An 11,846-nucleotide genomic window follows, 5' to 3' on the forward strand; every position below is an offset into this window, starting at 1 on the left:
CCGGATGGATGGTGCGCTGTTGCCGAGGGCATTTCCAGGGATGACGGGCACGGGTCCGTGGGCCTGGATCCTGCCGGGCCTGTTCCTGTTCGTGCTTCCGCTGGAGGAATTCCCCAAGAACCTGCTGGCGGCCGCATTCATCGCCATCTGGGCCACGCAAGCCGTGCTCCGGCGGGACGCGGGCGGTGCCTGGGACCGCTTCGATACGGCCTTCGCCGCGGTGACGGCCTCTGCCGTGCTGTCGGCCTTCATCGGCGGCTATGCCGGCGACCTCTCCGGCGCGTTCCGCGTGCTGGCCGTGGCCTGGGTGGCCAAGCGGTGCCGCTGGACCGAGCCCGTCCAGCACGGGCTGCTGCTGGCAGCCTGTGCCGGGCTGGCAGTGGCCATCGTGGCCGGTGCGGTGCCTTTCTTTACCGGACGGGCGACTTACCTCGAACTGCCCTCCGTGGGCCACGTCAACCAGTCCGCCCTGTACATCGCCGTCCTGGCTTCGGCGGCGCTCGGCTGGTCCATGCAGCGCGCGGCGTCGCCGTGGCGGCGGCGCGCGGCGCTCGTCGCGGCCCTGGGCTTCGGCATCGCCCTGTTCATCACCGGCAGCCGCGCGGCGATCCTGGCCTATGGGGTGTTCGTGGGCGGCGCCTTGCTGGCCGTCGGCATCGAGGCCGGCGCCAGCCAGGCGAGGCGGCTGGCGATCGCGAGTGCGCTGTCGCTGGCCATGGGTGCCGCACTGGTGGTGACCATCGGCGTGGTCGCGCCCAAGTTGTCCGGCAGCAAGCTGCAGCCGAGCGCGTGGACCAACTCCGAGAGCGTGGACCGCCGCGTGCAGCACTGGCAACTGGCCTTCGACGCGTGGCAGGAGAAGCCCTGGTTCGGCTGGGGTCCCGAGGCGTTCCAGCGCATCGACCCGGAGCAGGTGTGCAAATGGCGCTTGCAGCGCTCGGAGCCGTGCGACATGGACCGCTATTTCACGGCCCCCCACGCCCACAGCCTTTACGTCTCCACGCTGGTCGAGCGCGGCATCGTCGGCGTGCTGGCCCTGGCCACGCTGCTCGGGGCCTGGCTGTGGGAACTCGTGCGACGGAGCCGAGAGGCCCTGCGCTCGCCGATGTGGATGGCCAGTGCGGCCGCGTTCGCGGTGACGGCCGTCGGCGGCCTGTTCAACACCACCTTGCGGGTGGAGCACGGCTCGCTGGCTCTGCTGCTGCTGGCCCTTTGGCTGGCGCAGGCTCCGCCGGGCGCCGGCCTCAGGCGCCCCGGCGCCTGATCGCGTCCGCGAACACTTCTTCCATGGCGTCGCACATCGCCGCTCGCGTGCAACGGGCGAGGGCGAACTCGCGGGCGCTGGCGCCCAACCGGCGCCGCTGCTCCGGGTCCGCCAGCAGCCGCTCGATCGCATCCGCCAGCGCCGCGCTGTCCTGGGTGGGCACGAGCACGGCCGTCGATCCCGGCTTCGCGATTTCGCCGATGGCGCCCACGTCCGTCGTGATGCAGGGCAGGCCGCTCATCATGGCCTGCATCAGCGCCTGCGGCACGCCCTCGTTGGCATAGGACGGGAGGACGAACAGGTCCAGGGCGCGCAGCCAGCGCTCCGGGCGCGGATCGTGGCCGATGAAGCGGACCACGTCGCCGAGGCCGGCTGCGGCCACCTGGGCTTCCAGCGCCTCGCGCTGCGGCCCGTCGCCCACCACGAGCAATTGCAGGTCCAGCCCGCGGCCGCGCAACAGGCCGATCGCTTCGACCAGGAAGCGATGCCCCTTCCAGCTGCGCAGCGTGGCCAGGATGCCCACGGTGGTCCGGGCGGGCAGGCCCAGCTCGGCCCGCGCGCGGACCGGATCGCCCGGCTGGAACCGGGCCGGATCGATCCCCGTGGGCACCGATCGGATCGGTACGTGCGTGAAGCCGTTGGCCTCGATCAGTTCCCGGCGCAGCGTCTCGCCGGTGGTGACGATGGCCGTGCAGGCCCGGTCATACAGCCAGCGCGTGGCGCGGTTGCGCGACACCGGCGCCGAGATGTGGCGCGTGCGCACCAGCGGCGGCGGCCGGCGCAGCAACCTGTTCGCCAGCGCGGTGAGCCAGGTGTCGGTGGAACTGTGGGTGTTGACCAGGTCGTAGCCTTCCCGCGCGAGCAGCGCCCGCATGGCGGCGATGCCGCGCACCGCCTTGCGGCCGATCGGCACGTCGTGCACTCGAAAGCCGAGCTCGGCCGCCTCGCGATGGATGCGCGCCGAGGCGGGGGCCGCCAGTTCGAGCACATGGCCGCGTTCGCGCAAGCCCTGCATCTCGGCCAGGATGCGCAGTTCCTGGCCGCCCCAGCCGGCGGACGCTTCGGTGTGCAGGATCTTCATGCGGCGGGCTCGTGCGGGGCGGCGAGCAGCCGGTTGTAGAGCGCGAGGTAGTCGTCGGTCATGCGGGACAGGCCGTAGGGTTCGATGGCTTGCCGGGCGCGCTGGCCCATGGCCCGGGCCTGCGCAGGATCGGCCAGCACCTGCTGCAGGGCCGCGGCGAGCGCAGCCGTGTCCAGCGCGTCCACCACTGCGCCGGCATCCGGCGGCAGCACCTCGGCGGCGCCACAGCCGGTGCTGGTGACCACCGGCAGGCCGCAGGCCATCGCCTCGAGCACGGCATTGGATTGCGGGTCGTACAGCGTGGGCAGCACCAGGGCGTCGGCGCCGTGGTACCAGCGCAGCACGTCCGGCTGCGGCCCATGGAACTGCACCGCGGGGGCGATGCCCAGGCGTTGGGCCAGCCGCTCGTAGCGGGGCTGGTGCCGGTCGCGGCCGACGACCGCGAACAGGGCGCTGCGACCCAGCCCGGCCGCGGCGAAGGCCTGCAGGGCGACGTCCACGCCCTTGCGGTCGAACCCCGAGCCGACGAACAGCAGCACCGGCTGCCCTTGTGGCCAGCCCAGCGCGGTGCGGGCCTGCTCGCGCTCCGCCGGCGACGGCGGGCGGAAGCGCTGCAGGTCGACGCCGTTGCGGATGACCGCCAACTGCCGCGGGTCCACGCCGTAGTGGCGCACGATCTCGTTGCGGACCATCTCCGAGTTGCAGATCACGCAGCGCAGGTCCGGGTGCCGGTACATCGCCTGCTCGGTCCGCAGCACAACCGCATGGCCGCCGAAGAAGCGGTCGCCCAGCGCCTGCCGCAAGCCGCCGTGCTTGCGGCGGCGCTGCGCCAGCCATTCGCGGTGCACGCCGTCGCCGGCCCGGTAGATCGCCAGCCCCGGGATGCGTTCGTGCGACTGCACCAGGTCGAACCGTTCCTGCGCGACCACCCGCAGCACCTCGCGGGCGAAGGCGGCGTCGCGGCCGACACGGCCGAAGTGATGCCCCAGGCCGGTTTCGATCAGCCGGGTGGCCGGCGGCAGCCCGGCCTCGGACTGGCCCGCCCAGCGGCGCGCGATCAGCGTCACCTCGATCCCGCGCGCCGCGAGCGCACCGGCGATGCGCTGGACGAAACGTTCGGCCCCGCCGGCCGCGTTCCAGGCGCCGCGCACGATGGCGATGCGGGCGGGGCGTCCGGCGATCTCAGGGCCGGCCATGGCGCTCCAGCACCTGGTCGACCGCCGCCAGCACGCGCGCCAGGGGCAGGGTGGTGAGGCAATCGGATCGCTTGCTGCCGCCGCAGCCGTCGATGCGGCAGGGGCGGCAGGGAAAGTCCAGCGACGCCAGGGGCAGCACGCGCTCGCTCCAGGGCCGCCACTCGATGTCGCAGCTGGGGCCGAACAGCGCCACGCCGGGCGTGTCCACGGCGGCCGCGATGTGCATGGGCACCGAATCGACGCCGAAGAAGAACCGGGCCTGCCGGATCACCGCGCCCAGCTCCTCCAGCGTCAGCTGGCCGCGCAGGTCGATGCAGTCGATGCCGGTGTGGGCGCGCATGGCGTCGAGCAGGGCGGTCTCGGCCGGATCCGGCGCGGCGGTCAGCACCACCGCCAGCCCGCGCGCGGCCAGGTGGTCCGCCACCGCGGCATTGCCCTGGGCCGTCCAGGCCTTGAACAGCCAGCGCGAGCCGGGGTGCAGCACCGCGTAGGGCTGGCCCTGCCAGCCGGCCCGGCGCAGCTTGTCGTCGGCGCTGGCGTGCGTCGCGGCAGCCGTGAACAGGGTCGGCTTCTTGTCGGCGGCCGTCGGGTGGATGCCGACGCGGCGCAGCAGGTCGAGGTGCCGCTCCACCGTGTGCCGCGGCGTGCCGCGCGGCTGCCGCGCCAGGTGGGTGAAGGACCCCCGCCACCAGCGTGGCGCGCCGTCGCGCTCGAAGCCCACCGACCAGCGCGGACGCAGCAGGCGGGCCAGCCAGGCGCCGCGCGGATGGTCGGTCAGGTGCACGACCAGGTCGTAGCGCCGCGCGCGCAAGGCCGCCAGCAGCCGCCACTCGGCGCGCAGGTGGGCCAGCGGCGATGCGTGCCGCCCGCCACGCGGCAGCGGGTGCAGTTCGGCCAGCGCCGGATGGCCGCGCAGCATGGGTGCGGTGTCCCCATAGACGAGGGCGTCGACCTCGGCGGCCGGCGCCGCGGTCTTCAGCGCCTGCAGCACCGGGCTGGCCAGCAGCACGTCGCCGTGGTGGCGCAGCTTGATCACCAGCGCACGCCGGAGCGCGGCCGGGTCGATGGCGTCGGCCGGCCTCACGGGGCCGTCTCCTCCGCGCCGTCCGCCCCGCCGTGGCTGGCGTGCAGGCGCGCGTACAGGCCGCCCAGCGCGAGCAGTTCGGCGTGCGTGCCGCTCTCCACCGGCCGCCCCTGGTCCAGCACCACCACCCGGTCGGCGTGCTCGATGGTGGACAGCCGGTGCGCGATGACCAGCGTGGTGCGACCGGCCATCAGCCGCTGCAGCGCTTCCTGCACCAGCCGCTCGGAGGCGGCGTCCAGCGCCGAGGTCGCCTCGTCCAGGATCAGGATGGGGGCGTCCTTGTACAGCGCGCGGGCGATGGCCAGGCGCTGGCGCTGGCCGCCGGACAACTCGGTCGCGTTGTGGCCGGTGACGGTGTCCAGCCCCTGCGGCAGCGATTCCACCAGGCTGCGCAGGTTGGCCGCGTCTATGCAGCGCTCCAGCCGCGCGGCGTCGGGCGGGCTCTCCAGCGCGATGTTGGCGGCCAGGGTGTCGTTGAACATCACCACGTCCTGGCTGACCAGCGCGAACTGGGCGCGCAGCGCATCCAGCCGCCACTGCGCGACATCGACCCCGTCCAGCAGGACTTCGCCCTCGGTCGGCGTGACGAAGCGCGGCAGCAGGTTGGCCAGCGTGGTCTTGCCGGAACCCGAGGGCCCCACCAGCGCGACGCTCTGCCCAGGCGCGATGTCCAGCGACACGTGGTCCAGCGCGGGCGGCGCGTCGTCGCGGTAGCGCACCGTCACGCCGCGCAGGTTGATGCGGCCCTGTGCTCTCCCCGGGGCGTGGCTGCCCCCGCTCTCGGCCGGCGCCTTCTCCACCAGGTCCACGGCCCGCTGTACCGCCGCCAGGCCGCGCGAGATCGGGCTGGCGGCCTCGGACAGCCGCTTGATCGGCGCGATCAGCATCAGCATGGCCGTGATGAAGGAGGCGAAGGTGCCGACCGTGATGCCCTCGCGGCTCTGCCAGAGGGCCATGCAGATGACCACGGACAGCGCCGCCGCCGCCAGCATGTGGGTCATGGGCGTGATGGCCGCCGACGCGGCCGCCGACTTGAGCGCCAGCCGCCGCAGGGCCATGCTGAGCCGCTCGAAGCGGCCGGCCTGCGAGGCCTGGGCGCCGTGCAGCCGCACGACGCGGGCGGCCAGCACGTTCTCCTCCACCACGTAGGCCAGGTCGTTCACGGCGGTTTGCGCACTGCGCGCGATGCGGTACAGGCGCCGCGAGAGGGTGCGCACGATCCAGCCCACGGCGGGCACCACCGCCAGCACCACCAGCGTGAGCTGCCAGTTCAGGTACAGCAGGTAGCCCATCAACGCCAGCAGGGCCAGCGTGTCCTTGAGCAGCGCGATCACCGAGTTGACCAGCAGTTGGGTGCCGTTCTGGACCTCGAACACCACGGTGTTGGACAGCGAGGTGGCGTTCTCGCGCGAGAACAGCCCCAGCCGGGCGTCCAGCAGGCGGGCGAACATGGCCTCGCGCAGCCGGACCAGCCCGTCTTGCGTGATGCGGGCCAGCGCCAGGTCGGCCAGGAAGCCGGCGATGCCGCGCACCGCGAACAGCAGCAGCAGCGCGGCGGGCACCAGCCAGAGCGAGAAGCCGCCGCCGGTGAAGCCCTCGTCCAGCAGCGGTTTGAGCAGGGCCGGCACCAGCGGCTCCAGCGCCGACGACACAAGGGTCGCCACCGCGGCGACGATCCAGAACTTCCGCGAGCCGCGGAAGTAGGGCAGCAGCCAGCGGACCGGAACCAGGTCGACGCGGGGCGTCACGAGGGGCGGCCCGGCGACTGGAGCTGCTGCTCCCACCGCCAGGCATGCGCGATGATGGTCTCGAGGTCCTCGTACTGCGGCGCCCAGCCCAGCTCCGCCCGCGCCCGTGCCGCGTCGGCGACCAGCGCCGGCGGGTCGCCCGCGCGCGGCGGGTCGTCGCGTACCGGGATCGCGTGGCCGGTGACGCGGCGAGCCGCCGCTATCACTTCGTTGACGGAGTGGCCGCGGCCGTTGCCCAGGTTGTAGATGGTGGAATCCGCACCCGCCTCCAGCCGGCGCAAGGCCAGCAGGTGGGCCGCGCACAGGTCCTGCACGTGGATGTAGTCGCGCAGGCAGGAGCCATCGGGCGTCGCATGGGCGGAACCGAAGCGCGAGATGAACGGGCGGCGGCCGGAGGCCACCTGCAGCACCAGCGGGATCAGGTGCGTCTCGGGGTCGTGGCGCTCGCCCAGCGTGCCGTCCGGGTGCGCGCCGGCCGCGTTGAAGTAGCGCAGCGAGATCGAGCGCAGGCCGTGCGCCTGGCCGTAGTCCTGCAGGGCATGCTCCACCGCCAGCTTGCTGTGCCCGTACGGGTTGATCGGGTTGGTGGGGTGCTGCTCGGGGATGGGCACTTCCACCGGGTTGCCGTACACGGCGGCGGTGGAGGAAAAGATGAACTGCCGCACGCCGTGCGCGAGCATGGTGTCCAGCAGCTCCAGCGTCTGCACCAGGTTGTTGCGCCAGTACTTGCCGGGGGCCTGCATCGACTCGCCGACCAGGCTGGAGGCGGCGAAGTGCATCACGCAGCGCGGCTGCGCATCGCGCAGCACGGCGGCCATGAAGTCGCGGTCGCCCAGGTCACCCACGCGCAGCTCGGCACCGCCGACGGCATCGGCATGGCCGGTGGCGAGGTTGTCGACGACGACCGGGCGCCAGCCCTCGTCGGCCAGCATGCGGACCATGTGCGACCCGATGTAGCCGGCGCCGCCGACCACCACCACGGTCGGGAGTGTGTCCATGGGTGCAATAATCGATTGGAAACCAGCCGGCGATTATGCCCGTGGCCCCTGGCCCGGCCGCCTCCTTCGCGCCCTCGCGCAATGCCGTCCCTCTCCGTCATCGTCATCACCCGCAATGAAGCCGGCAACATCGGGCGTTGCCTGCGCTCGGCCCGCTTCGCGGATGAGCTCGTCGTGGTCGATTCGGGCAGCACCGACGGCACGGTGGAAATGGCACGCGGGCTGGGAGCGCGCGTGGCCGTGGCGCAGGACTGGCCCGGCTTCGGTCCGCAGAAGAACCGGGCCCTGGACATGGCCACCGGCGACTGGGTGCTGTCGCTGGACGCCGACGAGGAGGTCACGCCGACACTGCAGCGGTCCATCCTCGCTGCCATGCAGGACGGCCGGCACGACGCCTACAGCATCGGGCGCCACTCGAGCTATTGCGGCCAGTACATGAACCACTCCGGCTGGTACCCCGACCGGGTGGTGCGCCTGTTCCGCCGCGGCCGCGCGCGCTTTTCCGACGACCTGGTGCACGAGCGGGTGGTGATCGAAGGCCCGGTGGGCCGGCTCGAAGGCGACCTGCTGCACGAGAGCATGCCGACCCTCGAATCGGTGCTCGACAAGATGGACCGCTACTCCAGCGCGGGCGCGCTGGCGCTGCACGCGCGGGGCGTGAAGGGCTCGCTGGGCAAGGCGCTGGGCCATGCGCTGTGGACCTTCCTGCGGACGTACGTGGTGCGGCGCGGCTTCCTGGACGGCCGGCTCGGTTTCGCACTCGCGGTGTCCAATGCCGAGGGCACCTATTACCGTTACCTGAAGCTGTGGCTCCTGCAAAAGGGGATCGGGCAGGGAACTCCCGCGCAACGCCCGAACCTCATGGGTTCCACGACAAACACAAGGAGAGTGGAAGATGGTTCGTGACAGTTGGCGCCGCCGGCAACTGGTGGCTGCGCTCGGCGCCACCGCCGCCCTGCCATCCTGGGCGCAGTTCCGGGTCGAAGTGACGGGGGTGGGCCTGACGCAATTGCCCTTTGCCATCGTCCCGTTCCGGGGCGAGGCCGCCAGCCCCGAGAAGATCTCGGCCATCATCCGCGCCGACCTGGAGCGCAGCGGGCAGTTCCGCGGCATCGAGCCGCCGGCCAACCTGGTGCTGGACGAGACCAGCCGCCCCGATGTCACGCCCTGGCGCCAGGCCGGCGCCGACTCGCTGGTGGCCGGCAGCGTCTCGCGGCTGGCGGACGGCCGCTGGGACGTGCGCTTCCGGCTGTGGGACGTGGTGCGCGGCCAGGACCTGGGCGGGCAGAGCTACGCCGTTACCCAGGGCGACCTGCGGCTGGCGGCGCACCGCATCGCGGACTTCATCTACGAAAAGCTCACCGGCGAGCGCGGCATCTTCTCCACCCGCATCGCCTACGTCACCAAGGGCAGCTCGCGCTACAACCTGTGGGTGGCCGATGCCGACGGCGAGAACGCGCAGTCGGCGCTGTCCAGCCCGGAGCCGATCATCTCGCCCGCCTGGTCGGCCAACGGCGCGCAGCTGGCCTATGTGTCCTTCGAGTCGCGCAAGCCGGTGGTCTACGTGCACGAGGTCGCCAGCGGGCGGCGCCGGCTGCTGGCCAATTTCCGCGGGTCCAACAGCGCGCCGGCCTGGGCGCCCGACGGCCGCACGCTGGCCGTCACCCTCAGCCGCGAAGGCGGCTCGCAGCTGTACACCATCGACGCCAACGGCGGCGAACCGCGCCGCCTGACGCAGTCGCCCGGCATCGACACCGAGCCGATCTATTCGCCCGACGGCCGCAGCATCTATTTCGTCAGCGACCGCGGCGGCTCGCCGCAGGTCTACCGGATGCCGGTGACGGGCGGCTCGCCCGAACGGGTCACCTTTACCGGCAGTTACAACATTTCCCCGACCATCAGTCCCGACGGCCGCTGGCTCGCCTACATCTCCCGCGTGCAGGGCCAGTTCAAGCTGCACGCGATGGAACTGCCCTCGGGCGCGGGCGTGCCGATCACCGACACCGCGGCCGACGAGAGTCCCAGCTTCGCTCCCAACGGGCGGCTCATCGTCTACGCCACGCGCCAGAATGGCCGCGAAGCCCTCATGACCACCACGCTGGATGGCAAGATCAAGGCCCGGCTGGCTGGACAGGGCGGCGACATCCGCGAGCCCGACTGGGGCCCCTTCCAGCGCTGAACGAATACCCCGAACAACTTCGAATGGAGGTTTTCTCGATGACTCCCCGCATCTTCCTGGGCCTGCTGCTGTCGGCCCTGATCGCCGGCTGCAGCTCCGGTGTCAAGCTCAACGACGTGCCGGTGGAAGACCGCCAGCCCGCCGTGGTCGCCCCGCCGGGGACCGGCGGCAGCACCGGCCCCGCCACGCAGAGCCAGGTCGCTCCGGTCGATGCCGACCTGGCCGCTGCCAACAAGGCCGGCCCGGCCAACGTGAAGCGGATCATCTACTTCGACTACGACAGCTACGCCATCAAGGCCGACGCGCAGCCGATGATCGAGGCGCATGCCCGTTTCCTGCGCGCCAACCCGCAGCGCCGCGTCGCGCTGGAGGGCCACACCGACGAGCGCGGCGGCCGCGAATACAACCTCGCCCTCGGCCAGCGGCGGGCCGAGGCGGTCAAGCGGGCCCTGGGGCTGCTGGGCGTCGCCGACAACCAGATGGAAGCGGTGAGCTTCGGCAAGGAAAAGCCGGCGGTCCCGGGCAGCGATGAATCCGCCTGGTCGCAGAACCGGCGCGTCGAGATCGCATACCGATGAGCCGCACCCTGTCGTTCCTGCGCGCGCAGGCCTCCACCAACGCGCAAGGGGCGGCGCTCGCGCGCCCCGCGTCCCCTGCCGCCCGACTCTTCGCCTGGGTGCTGGCTGCCGGCGCGCTGCTGGCGCCGCTGGCCGGCCACGCCGCGCTGTTCGAGGACGACGAGGCGCGCCGCGCCATCCTCGAGCTGCGCCAGCGCTTCGATGCACAACGCGTGGCCAGCGAGCGCCAGGCCCAGGACCTGCAGCGTGCCACCGAGGAGAACGCGCAGCTGCGCCGCAGCCTGCTCGACCTGCAAAGCCAGATTGATGCGCTCAAGGGCGAGGTGGCGCGGCTGCGCGGCCAGGACGAGCAGCTCACCCGCGACCTCGCCGAGACGCAGCGGGGCCAGAAGGACGTGGTCGCCGCCGTCGAGGAGAGGCTGCGCCGCATCGAGCCCGCCAAGGTCAACGTCGATGGCCGCGAGTTCATGGCCGACCCGAACGAGCAGCGCGACTTCGACGCGGCGCTGGCGATCTTCCGCCGCTCCGACTTTCCCGCAGCGCAGGCCGCCTTCGCCGAGTTCATCAAGCGCTATCCGCAGAGCAACTACCGTCCCTCGGCGCTGTTCTGGCTGGGCAATGCGCAGTACGCCAACCGCGACTACCGCGGCGCGCTGGGCAACTTCCGGGCCCTGCTCCAGCAGGCCCCCGACCATGCGCGTGCGCCGGAAGCGGTGCTGTCGATCGCGAACTGCCAGATCGAGCTGAAGGACAACGCCGGGGCGCGCCGCACGCTGGACGACCTGGTCAAGGCCTATCCGCAATCGGAGGCGGCGGTGGCCGCGCGCGAGCGGCTCGCCCGCCTGCGCTGATGCAGCACGCGCTCGACCCCGGGACGGCCGACCTCGACCGCCGGTTCTCGGGGCTGGAGCGCCTCTATGGCGTGCAGGGCGCCGCGGCCCTGCGCACGGCCTGCGTCGCCGTGGTCGGCATCGGCGGCGTGGGCTCCTGGGCCGCCGAAGCGCTAGCCCGCAGCGGCATCGGCTCGCTGGTGCTGGTCGACCTCGACCACGTCGCCGAATCCAACATCAACCGCCAGGTCCACGCGCTGGACGGCACGATAGGGCAGGCCAAGGTGCTGGCCATGCGCGACCGCATCGCGCAGATCCATCCCGGCTGCACGGTGCACTGCGTCGAGGACTTTGCCGAACCGGGCAACTGGCCCGGCCTGCTTCCGCGTGCGGTGGATGCGCTGGTCGACGCCTGCGACGAGGTCAAGGCCAAGGTGGCGCTCGCCACCTGGGCACTGAAGACCCGCACGCCCTTCGTGAGTTGCGGCGCCGCCGGCGGCAAGCGGCTGGCGCACAAGGTGGACATCGACGACCTGTCGCAGGCCACGCACGACCCCCTGCTCGCGCAACTGCGCTATCGGTTGCGCAAGTTCCACGGCGCGCCCCGCGAGGGCAAGCGCATCGGCATCCCCTGCGTATTCAGCCGCGAGGCCGTGGCACCGCCCGATCCGTCCTGCGACATCGCCGGCGATGGGTCGCTCAACTGCCATGGCTACGGTTCGGTGGTGGCGGTCACGGCCACCTTCGGCCAGTGCGCGGCGGGCTGGGTGCTGGATCGCATCGCCAGCCGCCGCAGCGCATCCGCGCCGACCTGACCCCTTCGATACCCGCGTGCCACGGGCATGGCTCTTTCGGGCCATGACGATGGCTCTGCGCCGACAGTCCCCC

Annotated in this window: 11 protein-coding genes; 6 read left to right on the top strand and 5 right to left on the bottom strand. The window is 72.3% G+C overall.

Annotated features, from left to right (window positions below; translation table 11 throughout):
• The first annotated feature begins 40 nt into the window (after nucleotides 1-40).
• Nucleotides 41-1,264: an O-antigen ligase family protein gene (locus tag VEC03_RS05550; RefSeq protein WP_324913363.1), complete on the top strand. Its 1,224-nt coding sequence runs from the start codon at nucleotides 41-43 to the stop codon at nucleotides 1,262-1,264.
• On the opposite strand, the gene VEC03_RS05555 is transcribed toward VEC03_RS05550, so the two are convergent.
• The 5 genes from VEC03_RS05555 to galE are packed head-to-tail and all read right to left on the bottom strand — an operon-like array spanning nucleotide 1,245 to nucleotide 7,371.
• Complete coding sequence (locus VEC03_RS05555; protein ID WP_324913365.1) at nucleotides 1,245-2,345, bottom strand: glycosyltransferase family 4 protein; 1,101 nt, start codon at nucleotides 2,343-2,345, stop codon at nucleotides 1,245-1,247. The two genes, VEC03_RS05550 and VEC03_RS05555, sit on opposite strands and share 20 nt — an antisense overlap.
• Nucleotides 2,342-3,541 (bottom strand): glycosyltransferase family 4 protein, encoded by a 1,200-nt coding sequence (locus tag VEC03_RS05560; RefSeq protein WP_324913367.1) that lies wholly within the window; start codon nucleotides 3,539-3,541, stop codon nucleotides 2,342-2,344. The genes VEC03_RS05555 and VEC03_RS05560 overlap by 4 nt, the downstream gene beginning before the upstream one ends.
• On the bottom strand, nucleotides 3,528-4,625 hold the full coding sequence (gene rfaQ / locus VEC03_RS05565; RefSeq protein ID WP_324913369.1) for a putative lipopolysaccharide heptosyltransferase III: 1,098 nt from the start codon (nucleotides 4,623-4,625) through the stop codon (nucleotides 3,528-3,530). Before rfaQ ends, VEC03_RS05560 begins: the two co-directional genes overlap by 14 nt.
• The gene (gene msbA / locus VEC03_RS05570) at nucleotides 4,622-6,373 is read right to left on the bottom strand and encodes a lipid A export permease/ATP-binding protein MsbA (RefSeq protein ID WP_324913371.1); all 1,752 of its coding nucleotides are present in this window, start codon (nucleotides 6,371-6,373) and stop codon (nucleotides 4,622-4,624) included. Before msbA ends, rfaQ begins: the two co-directional genes overlap by 4 nt.
• Nucleotides 6,370-7,371 carry a UDP-glucose 4-epimerase GalE gene (gene galE, locus VEC03_RS05575; protein ID WP_324913373.1) on the bottom strand — a complete coding sequence of 334 codons (1,002 nt, stop codon included), beginning with the start codon at nucleotides 7,369-7,371 and terminating at the stop codon, nucleotides 6,370-6,372. Before galE ends, msbA begins: the two co-directional genes overlap by 4 nt.
• Nucleotides 7,372-7,452: 81 nt before the next feature.
• On the opposite strand from galE, the gene VEC03_RS05580 reads away from it, so the two are divergent.
• The 5 genes from VEC03_RS05580 to VEC03_RS05600 are packed head-to-tail and all read left to right on the top strand — an operon-like array spanning nucleotide 7,453 to nucleotide 11,773.
• A complete protein-coding gene (locus VEC03_RS05580; protein ID WP_324913374.1) occupies nucleotides 7,453-8,277 on the top strand; it encodes a glycosyltransferase family 2 protein in 825 nt (274 codons plus the stop codon).
• A complete protein-coding gene (tolB, locus tag VEC03_RS05585) occupies nucleotides 8,267-9,550 on the top strand; it encodes a Tol-Pal system beta propeller repeat protein TolB (RefSeq protein ID WP_324913377.1) in 1,284 nt (427 codons plus the stop codon). The genes VEC03_RS05580 and tolB overlap by 11 nt, the downstream gene beginning before the upstream one ends.
• 38 nt (nucleotides 9,551-9,588) lie before the next feature.
• Nucleotides 9,589-10,128 (top strand): peptidoglycan-associated lipoprotein Pal, encoded by a 540-nt coding sequence (gene pal / locus VEC03_RS05590; protein ID WP_324913379.1) that lies wholly within the window; start codon nucleotides 9,589-9,591, stop codon nucleotides 10,126-10,128.
• Entirely contained in the window at nucleotides 10,125-10,979 is an 855-nt protein-coding gene (gene ybgF, locus VEC03_RS05595; protein WP_324913381.1) for a tol-pal system protein YbgF, read from the top strand. The genes pal and ybgF overlap by 4 nt, the downstream gene beginning before the upstream one ends.
• On the top strand, nucleotides 10,979-11,773 hold the full coding sequence (locus tag VEC03_RS05600; protein WP_324913383.1) for a tRNA threonylcarbamoyladenosine dehydratase: 795 nt from the start codon (nucleotides 10,979-10,981) through the stop codon (nucleotides 11,771-11,773). Before ybgF ends, VEC03_RS05600 begins: the two co-directional genes overlap by 1 nt.
• The last annotated feature ends 73 nt before the right edge of the window (nucleotides 11,774-11,846 follow it).

Source organism: Ramlibacter sp. (genome assembly GCF_035627355.1).
Lineage (GTDB): Bacteria > Pseudomonadota > Gammaproteobacteria > Burkholderiales > Burkholderiaceae_C > Ramlibacter.